Genomic DNA, 20,688 nt, shown 5'->3' with positions numbered 1-20,688 from the left:
GGTTACGCCTGACCGAGTTCGTCATCGAGAAGGTTGAACAACTCATCGGCGGTTGCCGAGGCCAGCTCGTCATCGGCCAGCGTTTGCGAGGAACGGGTCTCGGCATCGGTCCACTTGGACATCACCGCCCTGAGCCGCGCCGTGATGCCGGCCCGCTCGGTCTCGTCGTCAGCGAGGGCCGAGAGCAACTGCTCCAACTTGTCGATCTCGCTGTACACGGAGTGAGAGCTGGGCGCCGAACCTTGGCCCAGTTCCTCGGCCAGGTGGTCGGCCACGGCCGCGGGAGTCGGGTAGTCGAAGATCAAGGTCGCCGACAGCCGTAGATCGGCCGCCTTGCCCAGCTGGTTCCGGAGTTCGACGGCAGTGAGCGAGTCAATGCCGAGCTCCAGGAACCCGCGCTTGGGCTCGATGGCCTCGGGGCCGGAGAAGCCCAGCACGGAAGCCGTCTGAGTACGGACCAGGTCGAGGAGAACGGCTTGGCGCTCATCGGCCGGCAGACCGGTCAGCCGGTCGGCCAGCGAACGCGTCTCCACCGCCGCGCTCTGCGCGGTGGTGCGGCGGGTGGGGACACGGACCAGCCCACGCAGCAGCGGCGGCACCCCGGCCGTCGCAGCTCTCGACCGGATCCCGGCCAGATCCAACCGCATCGGTACGAGGAGTGCGTGCTCGCCGGCGCCGGCCGCGTCGAACAACGCCAGACCCTCCGCATCACCAAGCCCCGAGGCCCCGGCACGCGCCAGACGCTCCCGGTCCGCCTCACCCAGCGAACCAGCCATCCCACCCGACTCCGCCCACGCACCCCACGCCAACGACACACCCACCAACCCACACGCCCGCCGATACGCAGCCAAAGCATCCAGGAAAGCGTTCCCCGCCGCATAGTTTGCCTGACCCGGATTACCCATCACACCGGCAGCCGAAGAGAACAGCACAAACGCCGACAGATCCTGATCCTGAGTCAACTCATGCAGATGCCAGGCCGCATCCACCTTCGGACGCAACACCGCATCCAACCGCTCAGAAGTCAGCGAACCAATCGTCGCATCGTCCAGCACACCCGCGGTATGCACCACCGCCGAGACAACACGCCCCTCCAACAGCGACGCAACCGCACCCCGGTCAGCCACATCACACGCCACAACCTCCACCCCAGCACCCAGCCCCGACAACTCCGCCACCAACTCGGCAGCACCCGAAGCCTCCAAACCACGGCGACTGGTCAACAGCAAGCTCCGCACACCGTGTTCAGCCACCAGATGACGAGCCACCAAAGCACCCAGGGCACCCGTACCACCCGTCACCAGCACAGTTCCTTCACCGGCAACAAACCCACGACCGTCCCCGGCAACCGCAGCACGCACCAAACGCGGCACCCGCACCACACCACCACGCACCGCCAACTCCGGCTCACCAGTGGCCGCCAGGGCCGCCAGTCGAGCGGGGTCGGAGAGCGTATCGGCGCTGTGAACGTCCAGGAGAACGAACTGCTCCGGATTTTCCGACTGGGCCGAGCGGACCAGACCCCAAACGGGGGCGTGCGCCAGGTCCCGGATGTCGTCCCCCGGGCCGGCGGCCACCGCGCCCCCGGTCACAAAGACCAGACGCGAGTCGGCGAACCGCTGCTCGTTCAGCCAGTGCCGCATCAGCGTGAGCGACCGCTGGGCCGCCTGGTGGGCGCTGCTCACGGTTTCCGTGCTCTCAGCGGCCGACACCATGGGCACCAGAACGACACCGGGCATCTCGCTCCCGGAGGCGAGCGCCGCGCCGAGGGCCTCCAGGTCCGCGTAGTCGGCACCGGTCATGTCTCCGAGCACGGCATAGGTCGGGTGCTTTACAAGCGAGGACTCGTCCAACTCGGTCCAGTCCAGCCGGAACAGTGAGTTCGAGGCGTCATCGCCACCGGGCAGCGCCAGCTGACCGGCATCGACGGGCCGCAGGACCAATGAGTCGACCTGGGCAACCGGAGCACCGGCCGCGTCCGCGACCGCGATGGAGACCGCCTGCCCTTCTGCCGGGGACACCCGGACCCGCAGCGCCGAGGCGCCCGTCGCGTGCAGGGTCACCCCGCTCCAGGAGAAGGGCAGGTGGACCTGCGCGGAACCGGTGATGTACTCGCCGAGGGAGATGGCATGCAAAGCGGCGTCAAGGAGTGCCGGGTGCAGAGCGAAGCCCTCGAGGGACGTGTCCTCGGGCAGGGCCACCTCCGCGAAGACCTCATCGCCAAGCCGCCAGGCCGACTTCAGCCCTTGGAACACAGGGCCGTAGGAGAGACCGGCCTCCGCCATGGTCTCGTAGTGGCCGGACAGCTCTATGCGCTCCGCGCCGTTCGGCGGCCAGACCGTCAGGTCGGCGATGGCCGCGTTGCCGTCGGCGGACAGTACGCCGGAGGCATGCAGGGTCCATGCCTCTTCACGCGATGCCGTCTCGTGGCGGGAGTAGATCCGCACATGGGAACGGCTGTCCTCGTCCGCGCCGTCCACGGTCACACGGAGCATGACGCCGCCGCGCTCGGGGAGGACAAGCGGTGCCTGGAGCGTCAGCTCGTCCAGCGTGCCGCAACCGACCTGGTCACCGGCGTGAACGGCCAACTCCACCAGGCCGGTGCCCGGCAGGATCACCGAACCCATCACCGCGTGATCGGCCAGCCACGGCTGGGCCTGGACGGACAGACGTCCGGTGAGAACCGCTCCGCCCGTGTCCGGGAGCTCAACCGCCGCGCCCAGCAGGGCATGGGCCGAGATGCCCAGCCCCAGGCTGACCGCGTCACCCGCGGATGCGGGGGCTTCGAGCCAGTAGCGCTGGTGCTGGAAGGCGTAGGTGGGCAGTTCAACGCGCTTGGCGGCGCGGCCGGCGAAGACGCCTTCCCAGTTGAGGTCGGTGCCGTGGGCGTGCATGGTGCCGAGAGCGGTGGTGAGGGTCTGGGCCTCCGGGCGGTCCTTGCGCAGGACGGAGGCGAACACCGAGTCCTCGGGCACGGACTGCTGGCCCATGCCGGAGAGGATGCCGTCCGGGCCCAGCTCCAGGAACTTGGCTACGCCCTGACCGGAGAGGTAGGCCATGCCATCGGCGAAACGGACCGCCTGACGGACATGACGCACCCAGTAGTCCGGCGAGCACAGCTCCTCGGCCGTGGCCAGCGTGCCGGTGACATTCGAAACCACCGGAATCTGCGGCGTGTTGAAGGACAGCCCGGTGAGCACCGCGCGGAAGTCCTCCAGCATCGGCTCCATACGGGGGGAATGGAACGCATGGCTGACGGTCAGGCGACGCACCCGCCGGCCCAGCTCCTGGGCCTGCGCGACAACCGGCTCAACCGCTGCCTCGTCACCCGAAACCACTACGGACGAAGGGCCGTTGACCGCCGCGATCGCAACCTCAGCCTCACGGCCGGCGATCCACTCGGCGACCTCGGCCTCGGTGGCCTCCACGGCCGCCATGGCACCACCGGTCGGCAGCGCCTGCATCAACCGCCCACGAGCCGCCACCAGCGTCGCCGCATCGGCAAGCGACAGCACACCGGCAACATGCGCGGCGACGATCTCCCCGACTGAGTGACCGATCAGGAAGTCCGGCCGCATCCCCCACGATTCCACCAACCGGAACAGAGCAACTTCCAGAGCGAACAGGGCCGCCTGAGTAAACGCTGTCTGATCCAGCAGAGAGGGCTCATCGCCGAAGACGACATCCTTCAGCGAACGACCCAGCCGCTCGTCCAGGTGAGCGCAGATCTCGTTGAAGGCGGCCGCGAAGACCGGGAAGGTCTCATACAGCTCACGGCCCATACCGGCCCGCTGACTGCCCTGCCCCGTGAACAGCAACGCCAGCTTCGAACGCGACGCACCACCGGCAACCACAGCACCAGACACCTCACCGGACGCCAACGCCCGGACGCCCGCCAGCAGTTCGTCCCGGACCGCGCCAACGACCACCGCCCGGTGCTCGAACCGCGACCGCGCGACCGCAAGCGAATAACCGATGTCGATCGGTGACAGGTCAGAACGCCCGTCCAGGAACGCCAGCAGCCGCTCCGCCTGGGCCCGGACCCCCGCCTCCGACTTCGCCGACAGCACCCACGGCAGCACCGTGTCAACCACTGGCTCCGCAGCAGCAACAGCCGCCTCCGGGGCTTGCTCCAGCACCACATGCGCATTGGTGCCACTGATACCGAACGAGGACACCGCGGCCCGCCGCGGACGACCCGCCTCCGGCCATTCCCGCGTCTCGGTCAGCAACTCCACCGCACCCGCTGACCAGTCCACCTCAGGAGTCGGCGCATCGACATGCAGCGTCTTCGGCATGATGCCGTGCCGCATGGCCTGAACCATCTTGATCACACCGGCCACACCCGCAGCCGCCTGGGTGTGACCCAGGTTGGACTTGATCGAACCCAGCCACAACGGCTGTTCCTCCGACCGTCCTTGCCCATAGGTCGCCAGCAGCGCCTGCGCCTCGATCGGGTCACCCAGCCGCGTACCCGTGCCATGCGCCTCCAGCAAATCGACGTCGTTCGTCGACAGCTTGGCCGTGGCCAGTGCCTGGCGGATGACGCGCTGCTGTGAAGGACCATTGGGCGCCGTCAGACCGTTGCTGGCACCGTCCTGGTTGACGGCCGTACCCCGCACCACGCCCAGCACCCGGTGCCCCTTGCGCACCGCGTCCGACAGCCGCTCCACCAGCAGCATGCCCACACCCTCGGACCACCCCGTGCCATCCGCCGCGGCGGCGAAGGCCTTACAACGCCCATTCGACGCGAGACCGCGCTGACGGGAGAAGCTCAGGAAGGTATCCGGCGTCGGCATCACCGTCACACCACCAGCAAGCGCCAGCGAGCACTCACCCCGGCGCAGCGCCTGCCCCGCCAGATGCAAGGCGACCAGCGACGACGAACAAGCGGTATCCACCGTCACCGCCGGCCCCTCGAACCCAAAGGTGTAGGAAACCCGGCCCGAGGCAACGCTGCCCGAGGTACCGGTGCCCAGGAAGCCTTCGACCTCCTCCGGTACGGCGGAGAGGCGGGAGGCGTAGTTGTGGTACATCACGCCCGCGAAGACACCGGTCTGGCTGCCCCGCAGCGACGACGGATCGATACCCGCCGACTCCAGGGCCTCCCAGGACGCCTCCAGCAGCAACCGCTGCTGCGGGTCCATCGCCAACGCCTCACGCGGCGAGATCCCGAAGAACGCCGGATCGAAGTCCGCCGCGTCATACAGGAAACCGCCCTCCCGCACATACGACGAACCCGCGACATCCGGATCATCATCGAACATGCCCTCCAGATCCCAACCACGATCCGTCGGGAAAGCGGAAATGGCATCATCCCCCGCCAGCACCAACCGCCACAGATCCTCCGGAGAGTTCACCCCACCCGGATAACGGCACGCCATACCCACAATCGCGATCGGCTCATCATCCGTCACGGTGACGGTCGCCACGGGCTGGGCATCGGCGGGGCCGGTCCCAACGATCTCGTCCAGCAGATAGTCCGCCACCGCCATGGAGTTGGGGTAGTCGAACACCAAGGTCGTCGGCAGCCGCAGATCGACCGCCTTACCGAGCTGGTTGCGCAGCTCGACCGCGGTGAGCGAGTCGAAACCCATCTCCTTGAAGGCGCGCTCGGCCTCGATGGTTTCACCGTCCTCGAATCCCAGGACAGCGGCGACATGGGTCCGCACAAGCCCGAGCAGGAAAGTGCGCTGGTCTTCCTTGCCAAGTCCGGCCAGACGCTGAGCCATCGCTCCTGCCGTCGCACCGGCCGCCTGGGCGGTGGTGCGGCGGGTGGGGACACGGACCAGCCCACGCAGCAGCGGCGGCACCCCGGCCGTCGCAGCCCTCGACCGGATCCCGGCCAGATCCAACCGCATCGGCACCAGCAGTGCGTGCTCGCCGGAGCCGGCCGCGTCGAACAACGCCAGACCCTCCGCATCACCAAGCCCCGAAGCCCCAGCACGCGCCAGACGCTCCCGGTCCGCCTCACCCAGCGAACCAGCCATCCCACCCGACTCCGCCCACGCACCCCACGCCAACGACACACCCACCAACCCACACGCCCGCCGATACGCAGCCAAAGCATCCAGGAAAGCGTTCCCCGCCGCATAGTTGGCCTGACCCGGATTACCCATCACACCGGCAGCCGAAGAGAACAGCACAAACGCCGACAGATCCTGATCCTGAGTCAACTCATGCAGATGCCAGGCCGCATCCACCTTCGGACGCAACACCGCATCCAACCGCTCAGAAGTCAGCGAACCAATCGTCGCATCGTCCAGCACACCCGCGGTATGCACCACCGCCGAGACAACACGCCCCTCCAACAGCGACGCAACCGCACCCCGGTCAGCCACATCACACGCCACAACCTCCACCCCAGCACCCAGCCCCGACAACTCCGCCACCAACTCGGCAGCACCCGAAGCCTCCAAACCACGACGGCTGGTCAACAACAGACTCCGCACACCGTGTTCAACCACCAGATGACGAGCCACCAGGGCGCCCAGCGCACCCGTACCACCCGTCACCAACACCGTGCCCTCACCGGCAACAAACCCACGACCATCCCCGGCAACCACAGCATGCGCCAGACGCGGCACCCGCACCACCCCGTCACGCACCGCCAACTCCGGCTCACCGCACACCGCCAACGGCCACAAGCCAGCGAAATCCAGCTCCTCATCGCTGTCCACCAGCACAAACCGGTCCGGATTCTCCGCCTGCGCCGAACGCACCAAACCCCATACCGGAGCATGCACCAGATCCAGCACGCCCCCATCAGCACCAACAGCCACCGCACCCCGCGTCACAAACACCAAACGCGAACCGGCAAACCGCTCATCATCAAGGAACCGCTGCACCAGACCGAGCACCCGGCCAACCGCATGATGAGCCTCGTCCGCCAACGACTGTGTGCCATGGGCCGACAGCAGCGGTACGTAGATCACCTCCGCCCCAACCGCTTGGTTCAGGTCGAACGCGCCGGAGAGGACGGCGGAGGTGCCCGGAGTCACCGTTGGGATAGCCATGGTGGCCCAATCCACCCGGAACAGGGAGTCGCCGACCCAACCGGAGCCCTCGGAGGTCTCCCCGGGCGCAGCCGGACGCAGCACCAGCGAATCGACGTGCGCGACCGCCGCCCCGCTCGCATCCGCGACCGTAAGCGCCACGGCATTGCGTTCACCGGCCTTGGTCAGGCGGACCCGCAGCGCCGACGCGCCCGTGGCGTACAACGTCACGCCGTTCCAGGAGAAGGGCAGGTGAGCCTGGTTCTGATCCACGAACTCGCCGAGGGAGACGGCGTGCAGCGCGGCGTCAAGGAGGGCCGGGTGCAGAGCGAAGCCCTCGATGGACGTGTCCTCGGGCAGGGCCACCTCCGCGAAGACCTCATCGCCAAGCCGCCAGGCCGACTTGAGGCCCTGGAACACCGGGCCATACGAAAGCCCCGCCTCGGCGAGACCGGCATAGAAGGTCTCGCCGATCTCTAGCTCTTCGGCCCCCTCCGGCGGCCAGACCGTGAGGTCGGTCCCCGTTGCCGCCGACGTGGCAGTGAGCACGCCGACAGCATGCAGCGTCCACGGCTCGTCAGGACTCTCCGCGCGGGAGTGGATGACGACGCGGCCTCGGTCGGTCCCTTCCTCGGTCTCCACAGTGACCCGCACGGCACGTCCCCCGTGCTCGGGCAGCACGAGCGGCGCCTGGAGCATCAGCTCCTCCAGGTAGCCGCAACCCACCTGGTCGCCGGCGTGAATCGCCAGCTCCACCAGGCCGGTGCCCGGCAGCAAGACCGAACCCATCACCGCGTGCTCGGCCAGCCATGGCTGGGCCTGGACGGACAGACGCCCGGTGAGAACGACCCCACCACTGTCCGGAAGCTCCACCGCCGCACCCAGCAGGGCATGACCGGCAGACCCCAGACCCAAGCTGGTCACATCACCGGCGGAGGCGGATGCCTCCAGCCAGTAACGCTGGTGCTGGAAGGCGTAGGTGGGCAGGGCAACGCGCTTGGCGGCTCGGCCCGCGAACACACCGTCCCAGTCGAGGTCGGTGCCATGGGCGTGCATCGTGCCGATGGCCGTGGTGAAGGTCTGAGCCTCCGGCCGGTCCTTGCGCAGGACGGACGCGAACACCGCGCCCTCGGATACGGACTGCTGGCCCATGCCGGAGAGAATCCCGTCCGGACCCAGCTCCAGGAACCTGGCCACGCCCTGACCCGACAGGTACGTCATGCCATCGGCAAAACGGACCGCCTGACGGACATGACGCACCCAGTAGTCCGGCGAGCACAGCTCCTCGGCCGTAGCCAGGGTGCCGGTCACATTCGAAACCACCGGGATCGAGGGAGCGTTGAAGGACAGCTCCGCGATAGCGCTACGGAAGTCCTCCAGCATCGGCTCCATACGCGGCGAATGGAACGCATGGCTCACCGTCAGGCGACGCACCCGCCGGCCCAGCTCCTGGGCCTGCGCGACAACCGCCTCAACCGCATCCTCGTCACCCGAAACCACCACGGACGACGGCCCGTTGACCGCCGCGATCGCAACCTCAGCCTCGCGACCGGCGATCCACTCGGCGACCTCGGCTTCGGTGGCCTCGACGGCTGCCATGGCACCACCGGTCGGCAGGGCCTGCATCAAGCGGCCACGGGCCGCGACGAGGGTTGCCGCATCCTCAAGCGACAGCACACCCGACACATGCGCGGCGACGATCTCGCCTACCGAGTGGCCGATCAGGAAGTCCGGCCGCACTCCCCACGATTCCACCAACCGGAACAGAGCAACTTCCAGAGCGAACAACGCCGCCTGAGTAAACGCTGTCTGATCCAGCAGAGAGGGCTCATCGCCGAAGACGACATCCTTCAGCGAACGACCCAGCCGCTCGTCCAGGTGAGCGCAGATCTCGTTGAAGGCGGCAGCGAAGACCGGGAAGGTCTCATACAGCTCACGGCCCATACCGGCCCGCTGACTGCCCTGCCCCGTGAACAACAACGCCAGCTTCGAACGCGACGCACTGCCCATGGTCACAGCACCAGATATCTCACCGGCCGCCAACGCCCGGACACCCGCGAGCAGTTCGTCACGATCCGCACCAACGACCACCGCCCGGTGCTCGAACCGCGACCGCGCAACCGCCAACGAGTAGCCCACATCCACCGGCGACAGGCCGGCACGCTCCTCCAGGAACGCCACCAGCCGCTCCGCCTGAGAGCGAACACCCGCCTCCGACTTCGCCGACACCACCCACGGCAACACCGTGTCAACCACCGGCTCCACAGCAGCAACAGCCGCCTCCGGCGCCTGCTCCAGCACCACATGCGCATTGGTGCCACTGATACCGAACGAGGACACCGCGGCCCGCCGCGGACGACCCACCTCCGGCCACTCCCGCGCCTCGGTCAGCAACTCCACCGCACCCGCCGACCAGTCCACCTCAGGCGACGGCGCATCCACATGCAACGTCTTCGGCATGATGCCGTGCCGCATCGCCAGCACCATCTTGATCACACCGGCCACACCCGCAGCCGCCTGAGTGTGACCCAGGTTGGACTTGATCGAACCCAGCCACAACGGCTGTTCCTCCGACCGCCCCTGGCCATACGTGGCCAGCAACGCCTGCGCCTCGATCGGGTCACCCAGCCGCGTACCCGTACCGTGCGCCTCCACGGCGTCCACATCCGCCGCCGACAGACCGGCCTCGGCCAGCGCCCTGCGGATAACACGCTGCTGCGAAGGACCATTCGGCGCGGTCAGACCGTTGCTGGCACCGTCCTGATTGACCGCCGTACCCCGCACCACTGCCAGCACTTGGTGCCCGTTGCGCCGGGCATCCGACAGCCGCTCCACCAGCAGCATGCCCACACCCTCGGACCAGCCCGTGCCATCCGCGGCAGCCGCGAAGGGCTTGCAGCGGCCATCGACGGCCAGACCGCGCTGAAGTGAGAAGTTGGCGAAGGTGTCGGGCGTCGGCATCACCGTCACACCGCCGACCAGGGCCAGGGAGCAGTCGCCCCGCTGTAGTGCCTGGGCGGCCAGTTGCAGAGCGACCAGCGACGAGGAACACGCCGTGTCCACGGTCACCGCGGGGCCCTCGAAGCCAAAGGTGTAGGAAACCCGGCCGGAGACCACACTGCTGGCGCTGCCGTTGCCGAGGAAGCCGGCCAGTTCTTCGGGGACTTCGGTCAGACGGGAGGCGTAGTTGTGGTACATCACGCCCGCGAAGACACCGGTCTGGCTTCCCCGCAGCGACGACGGGTCAATACCCGCCGACTCCAGCGCCTCCCAGGACGCCTCCAGCAGCAACCGCTGCTGCGGGTCCATCGCCAGCGCCTCACGCGGCGAGATCCCGAAGAACACCGGGTCGAAGTCGCCCGCCCCGTGGAGGAATCCGCCCTCGGGGAGGTACGAGACCTCCGGACGGTCCGGATCCGGGGTGAAGATGCCCTCCAGGTCCCAGCCGCGGTCGGCCGGGAAGGCGGAGATGGCGTCGCCACCGGCCATGAGCAGTCGCCAGAGGTCGTCGGGAGAGTTGACACCGCCGGGGTAGCGGCAGGCCATACCCACGATGACGACCGGATCGTCATCCGCCGCGCGCCGCATCATCGCCGGGGCGCCGGCCTCCGGCTGGGTCCCGAGCACCTCGGCAAGCAGGTACTCCGCGACCGCGGTGGAGCTCGGGTAGTCGAAGACCAGAGTGGCAGGCAGGCGCAGACCGGTGGCGGCCGCGAGCTGGTTGCGCAGTTCGACGGCGGTCAGCGAGTCGAAGCCCAGCTCCTTGAAGACCGCCTCCGGCTCGATCGCCTCTGGTCCGGCATGGCCGAGCACGGACGCCACATGCGTACGGACGATCTCCAGCAGCGCACCCAGACGGGCTTCGGCCGTCAGGCCGGAGAGCCGCTGTGCCAGGGCGCTGGTCTCCATGGTCGTGGCACGCGCGGTACGCCGCAGGGGGGTGCGGACGAGTCCGCGCAGCAGCGGCGGTACACCAGCCGTCGCCGCCGCGGCCCGGATTCCGGCCAGGTCGATGCGCATCGGCACCAGCAGCGCCTGCTCGGCGGAGCATCCGAGGTCGAAGAGCGACAGGCCCTCGGCGGCCGACAGACCGGCGATGCCCGCGCGGTTCATCCGCGCCTCATTGGTCTCGCCGAGCTCACCTGCCATGCCGCCGACGCTCGCCCAGGCGCCCCAGGCAAGGGAGACAGCGGGCAGGCCGAGCGAACGCCGGTACAGGGCGAGGGCGTCGAGCGAGGCGTTGGCCGCGGCATAGTTGCCCTGCCCCGGGCTGCCCAGGACGCCGGCGGCCGAGGAGAACAGGACGAAGGCGGAGAGTTCCCGGTCGCGGGTCAGCTCGTGCAGATGCCAGGCGGCGTCCGCCTTGGGGCGCAGCACCGCGTCCAGCCGCTCCGGGGTCAGCGAGCCAATGGTCGCGTCGTCCAGCACCCCGGCGGTGTGCACCACTGCCGACAGGGAACGGCCCGCCAACAGCGCTGAGAGCGCGTCCCGGTCGGCCACGTCGCAGGCGGCGACCTCCACCTGGACACCCTGCTCCGACAGCTCCGCCACCAACTCGGTGGCGCCCTGGGCCTCCATCCCACGGCGGCTGGTCAACAACAGGCTGCGCACCCCGTGTTCGGCCACCAAGTGGCGGGCCACCAGGGCGCCCAGGGCACCCGTACCGCCCGTCACCAGCACCGTGCCCTCACCGGCAGCAAACGGGTTGCCACCCTCGGCAAGGGCAGCACGCGCCAGACGCGGCACCCGCACCACACCACCGCGGACGGCCAACTCCGGCTCGCCGGACACAACCAGCGGCCACAGTCTCTTGGCGTCCAGCGGCCCGTCTCCGTCGGTGTCCACCAGGACGAAACGGTCCGGGTACTCGGACTGCGCCGAGCGCACCAGGCCCCATACCGAGGAGTGCACCGGGTCGCTGATTCCCTCACCGGCCTCGGTGGCCATGGCGCCCTTGGTGACGAACACCAGTCGGGCATCGGCGAATCGCTCGTCCGCGGTGAAAACCTGCACCCATTCCAGGGCGAGGTGAACAGCCCGGTGTATCCGGGAGACCGGCTCGGAGGCGGGGAACTCGGCCGCCAGCGGCACAAAGACGGCCTCCGCCCCTACCGCCTGTTCCAGCTCGGAGGGGCTGTTCAGGACGGAGAACGGGCCCGGCTCGGCATCCGGCAGCGACAGGGCGGTCCAGTCCACCTGGAAGGCCGACTCCCGGTGGCCGATCCGTGCGGAGGCCGCCTCGTCGGAGGCCGGCCGGACGATCAGCGCACCGACTGTGGCGACCGGCGCACCGGCTCCATCGGCGATCTCCAGGGACACGGCGTCGGTGCCCGCAGGCATCACCCGCACCCGGAGTTCGGTCGCACCGGTGGCGTGCAGAGCCACCTCGTTCCAGGAGAACGGCAGATGAGCATGGTCGGGGTCGGTGACATAGCCGCCCAGGGCAATGGCGTGCAGGGCAGCGTCGAACAGGGCGGGGTGCAGACCATAGCCGTCCGTGGCGGTGCCCTCGGGGAGGGTCACCTCGGCGAACACCTCATCGCCCAGTCGCCAGGCCGACTTCAGGCCCTGGAAAACGGGTCCATAGGACAGCCCGGCCTCCGCCATCCCCTCATAGAAGCCGTCGATGGCGATCGGGTCGGCGCCCTGCGGCGGCCAGGCGGCCGGCCCGGAAAGAGCGGGTGCGGCAGGGGCGTTGACGAGCGCACCGGTGGCGTGGACGGTCCAGGCAGCGTCCGGCTCGGCGTCGGCCGGCCGGGAGTAGACAGCGATCCGGTGCCGGCCGGTCTGTTCCTCGGCCTCGACCGTCACCCGTACCGCGACGCCACCGCGTTCCGGCAGGACCAACGGGGCCTGGAGCGTCAACTCCTCGACGGTGTCGCAGCCCACCTGGTCACCGGCATGAACCGCCAGCTCCACCAGGGCGGTTCCGGGCAGGATGACCGTGCCCGCCACCGCGTGGTCGGCAAGCCACGGGTGGGTGACGGTGGAGAGCCTGCCGGTCAGTACCACGGTGTCCGTTGCGGGGACGGTCACGACCGCGCCGAGCAGCGGGTGTCCGGTCACCGTCTGGCCGAGGCCGGACGCGTCACCGGCGGCCTTGCCGCCTTCCAGCCAGAAGTGCTGGTGCTGGAAGGCGTAGGTGGGCAGTTCCACACGCTTGGCGGCGCGGCCGGCGAACACACCTTCCCAGTCAAGGTCGGTGCCATGGGCGTGCATCGTGCCGATGGCCGTAGTGAGGGTCTGAGCCTCCGGCCGGTCCTTGCGCAGGACAGACGCGAACACCGCGCCCTCGGATACGGACTGCTGGCCCATGCCGGAGAGGATCCCGTCCGGGCCCAGCTCCAGGAACTTGTCAACTCCCTGACCGGATAGGTAGGCCATGCCATCGGCGAAACGGACCGCCTGGCGGACGTGGCGCACCCAGTAGTCCGGCGAGCACAGCTCCTCGGCGGTAGCCAGCGTGCCGGTGACATTCGAAACCACCGGGGTCTGCGGGGCGTTGAAGGACAGCTCCGCGATGGCGCTGCGGAAGTCCTCCAGCATCGGCTCCATACGCGGCGAGTGGAACGCATGGCTGACGGTCAGGCGGCGTACTCGCCGGCCCAGCTCCTGCCCCTGGGCGACAACCGCCTCAACAGCCGCCTCACCACCGGAAACCACCACCGAGGAGGGGCCATTGACCCCCGCGATCGCGATCTCAGCCTCACGGCCGGCAATCCATCCCGCGACCTCGGCTTCGGTGGCCTCGACGGCTGCCATGGCACCACCGGTCGGCAGGGCCTGCATCAACCGGCCACGGGCCGCGACGAGGGTTGCCGCATCCTCAAGCGACAGCACACCCGACACATGCGCGGCGACGATCTCGCCTACCGAGTGACCGATCAGGAAGTCCGGCCGCACCCCCCACGACTCCACCAACCGGAACAGAGCAACTTCCAGAGCGAACAACGCCGCCTGAGTAAACGCCGTCTGATCCAACAGAGACGACCCATCCCCGAAGACAACGTCCTTCAGTGAACGGTCCAACTGCTCGTCCAGGTGAGCGCAGACCTCGTTGAACGCATCCGCGAAGACCGGGAAGGTCTCATACAGCTCACGGCCCATACCGGCCCGCTGACTGCCCTGCCCGGTGAACAACAACGCCAGCCGGCCACGCGCCACGCTGCCGCCGACCACGGCACTCGACACCTCGCCGGACGCCAAGGCGCGCACCCCGGCGATCAGTTCGTCCCGCTCAGCGCCGACGACCACGGCCCGGTGCTCGAACCGCGACCGTGCCACCGCCAGCGAGTAGCCCAGATCCACCGGCGACAGGCCGGCACGCTCCTCCAGGAACGCCAGCAGCCGCTCAGCCTGGGAACGAACCCCCGCCTCCGACTTCGCCGACACCACCCACGCCACCGGAGCCGCACCAACAACCGGCTCGGCAGCGGTAATAGCCGCCTCCGGCGCCTGCTCCAGCACCACATGCGCATTGGTGCCACTGATACCGAACGAGGACACCGCGGCCCGCCGCGGACGACCCACCTCCGGCCACTCCCGCGTCTCGGCCAGCAACTCCACCGCACCCGCCGACCAGTCCACATGCGGAGTGGGCTCATCCAGATGCAGCGTCTTCGGGAGCACACCGTGCCGCATCGCCAGCACCATCTTGATCACACCGGCCACGCCGGCGGCCGCCTGGGTGTGACCCAGGTTGGACTTGATGGCACCGAGCCACAACGGCCGCTCCTCCGGCCGCTCCTGGCCATATGTGGCCAGCAACGCCTGGGCCTCGATCGGGTCGCCGAGGGTGGTGCCCGTGCCATGTGCCTCCACCGCGTCCACGTCCGCCGCCGACAGACCGGCCTCGGCCAGCGCCCTGCGGATAACACGCTGCTGCGAGGGGCCGTTCGGGGCGGTCAGGCCATTGCTGGCGCCGTCCTGGTTGATGGCCGTACCCCGCACCACGCCCAGCACCCGGTGTCCATTGCGCAGCGCGTCGGACAGCCGCTCGACCAGCAGGATGCCGACTCCCTCGGACCAGCCTGTGCCGTCCGCCGCGGCCGCGAAGGGCTTGCAGCGGCCGTCGCGGGCGAGTCCGCCCTGGATGGCGAAGTCGATAAAGGTGTCGGGCGTCGGCATGACCGTGACGCCGCCGGCCAGGGCCAGCGAGCACTCGCCCCGACGCAGCGCCTGTCCGGCCAGATGCAGGGCGACCAGCGACGAGGAACACGCCGTGTCCACGGTCACCGCGGGGCCCTCGAAGCCAAAGGTGTAGGAGACCCGGCCGGAGACCACACTGCTGGAGTTTCCGGTGCCGAGGAAGCCGCCGACCTCGTCGGGCACCTCGGTCAGGCGGGCCGCGTAGTTGTGGTACATCACGCCCGCGAAGACACCGGTCTGGCTGCCCCGCAGGGATGCCGGGTCGATGCCCGCCGACTCCAGCGCCTCCCAGGACGCCTCCAACAGCAGCCGCTGCTGCGGGTCCATCGCCAGCGCCTCACGCGGCGAGATCCCGAAGAAGGCGGGGTCGAACTCGGCGGCGTCGTAGAGGAATCCACCCTTGAGCTGGTAGTCGTCCACAAACTGGTCTTCCGGTGCCCAGCCACGGTCGGCCGGGAAGACGGAGACCGCGTCCTCACCGTTGACCAGCAGGCGCCAGAGGTCCTCGGGTGAGGTGACCCCGCCGGGGTAGCGGCAGGCCATGCCCACGATGGCGATGGGTTCGTCATCGGCGCGCGAGGCGGCCGGGGAGGCCGGCGCGGCGCCCGCGGTGGTGACCGCGCCCAGGGCCTCGGCCAGCAGGAAGTCCGTCAGCACCAAAGGCGTCGGGTAGTCGAAGACCAGGGTGGCGGGCAGGCGCAGTCCCACCGCCGTGGAGAGCTGGTTGCGCAGTTCGACGGCGGTCAGCGAGTCGAAGCCCAGTTCCTTGAACGCCCATCCCGGTTCGATGGCCTCCGGTCCGCCGTGGCCGAGTACCGCCGCGACATGGGTGCGGACCAACTCGAGTACGGCCGGGTGCCGTTCGGCCTCGGGGAGGCCGGCGAGCCGCTGGCCCAGGGCACCGGAAGGCGCATCGCCGGAGCGTGCGGTGCGGCGTGCCGGGACGCGGACGAGTGCGCGCAGCAGCGGCGGCACCCCGGTCGTGATGGCGCGGGCACGTGCCTCGGCGAGGTCGAACCGCATGGGCACCAGCAGGGCCTCGTCCGCCGCCGATCCGGCGTCGAACAGGGCCAGGCCCTGCTCGGCCGGCAGTCCTTCGATGCCGGCCCGGTTCATCCGGTTGACGTCGGTGTCGGCCAGTTCGGCGGTCATGCCACCGTTCTGCTCCCAGAGGCCCCAGGCCAGCGAGGTGGCGGCCAGGCCGTGGGCGCGCCGGTGTGCGGCGAGGGCGTCCAGGAAGACATTGGCCGCTGCGTAGTTGCCCTGGCCGGGGCCGCCAAGGACGCCGGCGGCCGAGGAGAACAGGACGAAGGCGGACAGTTCGCGGTCGCGAGTCAGTTGGTGGAGGTGCCAGGCAGCGTCCACCTTGGGGCGCAGTACGGCCGCCAGGCGCTCGGGAGTGAGGGAGGCGATGACGCCGTCGTCGATGACGCCGGCGATGTGGACGACCGCGGTCAGGGGGCGGTCCGCCAGCAGCACGGCCAGGGCGTCGCGGTCGGAGACATCGCAGGCGGCAATCTCCACCTCGGCGCCGAGTCCGGACAGCTCGGCGGCCAGCTCGCGGGCGCCTTCGGCCTGGAGTCCGCGGCGGCTGGTCAGGAGCAGGTTCGTTACGCCGTGCCGGGTCACCAGATGGCGGGCGACGAGCGCGCCCAGGGCACCGGTGCCGCCGGTGACCAGCACCGTGCCGTCACCGGCGGTGAAGGTCTGGCTCGCCGGGTCGGCGGGGGCGTGCGCCCGTGCCAGGCGCGGCGCCTTCAATTCACCGGCGCGCAGGGCGAGTTCGGGTTCTCCGGAGCCGGTGGCCGCGGCGAGGGCGCGGCCCAGGCCGGCCGGGTTCCCCGGTTCCATGTCGAGCAGCAGGAAACGGTCCGGGTTCTCCGCCTGGGCGGAGCGCACCAGGCCCCATACGGTGGCGTGCGCCAGACCGGGGACGTCCTCGCCGGCCCGGGTGGCGATGGCGCCGCTGGTCAGAAAGACCAGGCGGGCGTCGAGCAGCCGCTCGTCGGCGAGGAAGTCGCGCACCATGGCGAGGGCGTGCCGGGCGGCGGAGTGGGCCTGGGCGGCGGTGTCCTGGGTGCCGTCCGCCGGAGCGGTGAGCGGGGCGATGACCAGCCTCGGCGTGGGGGCGGCCGCGTCCAGTGCGGTGGCCAGTGCCGCGAGGTCCGGGTAGCGGGCGGCCCCGTCGAGTTCGGCCGGCAGATGGTCGTCCCCGCCGAGCACCGCCCAGGTGGCGGTGTCGGTACCGGTGACCGGGGTGGGCAGCGGGGTCCACTCGACGCGGAACAGGGAGTCCGTGTCGGTTGTGCCGCCGGCGGTCAGCTGCTCGGCGGTGACCGGCCGGAACACCAGGGATTCGGCCGAGGCCACCGGCGCGCCGGTGCCGTCGGCCAGGGCGATGGACAGGCCGCCGGCCGGGCCGGAGGAGAGCCGCACCCGCAGGGCGGAGGCCCCGGTGGCGTGGAGGGTGACCCCGGTCCATGCGAAGGGCAGACCGGTGTCGATGGCCTCGGTCCCGGCCAGGGAGGCCGCGTGCAGGGCGGCGTCGAAGAGGGCCGGGTGCAGGCCGAAGCCATCGGTGGCGGTGCCCTCGGGGAGGGCGACCTCGGCGAATATCTCATCACCCAGTCGCCAGGCGGACTTCATGCCCTGGAAGACCGGTCCATAGCCGAATCCGGCGGCGGCCAGCTGGTCATAGGCGGTGTCAATGGCCACCGGCTGGGCGCCCTGCGGCGGCCAGACGGACAGGTCGAACGAGGGGGCCGGGGCGTCCTGCTGGAGGAAGCCGGTGGCGTGCCGGGTCCAGGGGGCGTCGGGGGCCGCGTCGTCCGGCCGGGAGTGGATGGCCACGGGGCGGCGTCCGGTGGCATCGATGGCCTCGACGGTGACGCGCAGCGCGAGTCCGCCCTGTTCGGGGAGGACGAGCGGGCTTTGCAGGGTGAGTTCGTCAACGGTGGCGCAGCCGACCCGGTCGCCGGCGTGAATGGCCAGCTCGACCAGTCCGGTGCCCGGGACGAGCACGGTGCCCAGCACCGTGTGGTCGGCGATCCAGGAGTGCGTCTGGGCGGAGACCCATCCGGTGAGTACCAGGCCGTCGGACTCCGGGAGCCAGATGGCCGCCCCCAGCAGCGGGTGGTCGGTGGCGGACTGGCCGAGGCGGTTGACGTCTCCGGTGGGCGTCGCGGAGTTCAGCCAGAAGCGCTGGTGCTGGAAGGCATAGGTGGGCAGGTCCACGCGTTTGGCGGCGCGGCCCGCGAAGATGCCCTCCCAGTCGAGGTCGGTGCCATGGGCGTGCATGGTGCCGATGGCCGTGGTGAGGGTCTGGGCCTCCGGGCGGTCCTTGCGCAGGACGGACGCGAATACCGCGTCGTCGCTGACGCACTGCTGGCCCATGCCGGAGAGAATCCCGTCCGGACCCAGCTCCAGAAACTTGCCAACACCCTGACCGGACAGGTAGGTCATGCCATCGGCGAAACGGACCGCCTGGCGGACATGACGCACCCAGTAGTCCGGCGAGCACAATTCGTCGGCCGTGGCCAGGGTGCCGGTGACATTCGAAACCACCGGGATCTGCGGCGCGTTGAAGGACAGCCCGGTGAGCACCGCGCGGAAGTCCTCCAGCATCGGCTCCATACGGGGGGAATGGAACGCATGGCTGACGGTCAGACGGCGTACCCGCCGGCCCAGCTCCTGGGCCTGCGCGACAACCGCCTCAACCGCCGCCTCGTCGCCCGAAACCACCACGGACGACGGGCCGTTGACCGCCGCGATCGCGACCTCAGCCTCACGCCCGGCAATCCACTCCGCCACCTCGGCCTCGGTGGCCTCCACGGCCGCCATGGCACCACCGGCCGGCAGAGCCTGCATCAACCGCCCACGAGCCGCCACCAGCGTCGCCGCATCCTCAAGCGACAGCACACCGGCAACATGAGCCGCGACGATCTCCCCGACCGAGTGCCCGATCAGGAAGTCCGGCCGCACCCCCCACGACTCCACCAACCGGAACAACGCCACCTCAAGCGCGAACAACGCCGCCTGAGTAAACGCCGTCTCATCCAGCTGCCCACGGTGCTCGCTGCCGAACACCACCTCATGCAGCGGGCGTTCGAGGTGGACGTCCAGGTGGGCGCAGACCTCGTCGAAGGCGGCCGCGAAGGAGGGGTGGGTTTCGTAGAGTTCGCGTCCCATGCCGGGCCGTTGGCTGCCCTGGCCGGTGAACAGCAGGGCCAGGGGGGCGGCGCCCAGCGGGGAGACCGTGCCCAGGGTGGCGTTGGCGGCCGGCTTGCCGTTGGCCAACGCCGTGAGCGCGGCGAGCACTTCCTCCCGGCCGGTGCCGGTGACGACGGCCCGATGCTCGAAGCAGGAGCGGGTGACGGCCAGCGAGTAGGCGATGTCCTGGGGGTCGAGGCCGGGGCGGTCCTGGAGGAACTCGGCCAGTCGCGCGGCCTGTTGCCGCAGGGCGGTCTCGGAGCGGGCGGAGATCACCCAGGGCAGGGCGGTGCCGGTGCGGCCCGGGGCGGGCGCGTCCGCCGGGGTCTGCTCGGCGGGGGTGGGCGGTGCCTGTTCGAGAATGGTGTGGACATTGGTGCCGCTGACCCCGAAGGAGGAGACGGCCGAGCGGCGGGGGCGGCCGGTGTCCGGCCAGTCGCGGGCCTCGGTCAGCAGTCGCACGGCGCCCGTGGACCAGTCCACCTCGGGGGTGGGCTCATCCACATGCAGGGTGCGCGGCAGGATGCCATGCCGCATGGCCTGCACCATCTTGATCACGCCGGCGATGCCGGAGGCTGCCTGGGTGTGGCCGAGGTTGGACTTGACGGCGCCCAGCCACAGGGGCCGGTCGGCGGGGTGTTCCTGGCCGTAGGTGGCGAGCAGTGCCTGGGCCTCGATGGGGTCGCCGAGGCGGGTGCCGGTGCCGTGTGCCTCCACGGCGTCGATCTCGTCGGCGGTCAGCCCGGCGGTGGCCAGGGCCTGGCGGATGACGCGCTGCTGGGACGGGCCGTTGGGGGCGCTCAGGCCGTTGCTGGCGCCGTCCTGGTTGACCGCTGAGCCGCGGACCAGGCCGAGGACCTGGTGTCCATTGCGCTGGGCGTCGGAGAGCCGTTCCAGCAGGACGAGGCCGACGCCTTCGCCCCAGCCGGTGCCGTCCGCGGTGGCGGAGAAGGCCTTGCAGCGTCCGTCCGCGGCCAGGCCGCGCTGGCGGGAGAACTCGACGAAGGCGCCGGGAGTGGCCATCACGGCCACACCGCCGGCCAGGGCCAGTTCGCACTCGCCGTTGCGCAGCGACTGTACGGCCAGGTGCAGGGCGACCAGCGAGGAGGAGCAGGCGGTGTCCACGGTGACCGCCGGGCCCTCCAGGCCCAGGGTGTAGGAGACCCGGCCGGAGATCACCGAGGTCTGGCTGCCGGTGAGGAAGTAGCCCTCGGAGCCGTCGCCGCTGTCGTCGGCGTCGGCGCCGTAGCCCTGGGCGCTGGCGCCGACGAAGACGCCGGCCGCGGTGCCGCGCAGGGTCTGCGGGTTGATCCGGGCACGTTCGAACGCCTCCCAG

At 70.0% G+C, this 20,688-nt stretch carries 1 protein-coding gene; it reads right to left on the bottom strand.

Going from position 1 to position 20,688, the window contains the following annotated elements; all coding sequences use genetic code 11:
• Window positions 1-2 precede the first annotated feature (2 nt).
• The coding region (locus CV755_RS12480; RefSeq protein WP_109280287.1) for a type I polyketide synthase at window positions 3-20,688 on the bottom strand (20,686 nt) is incomplete at its 5' end.

Source organism: Streptomyces orinoci (assembly GCF_003121295.1).
GTDB lineage: Bacteria > Actinomycetota > Actinomycetes > Streptomycetales > Streptomycetaceae > Streptomyces > Streptomyces orinoci.
This window is presented reverse-complemented; position numbering and strand designations above follow the sequence as displayed.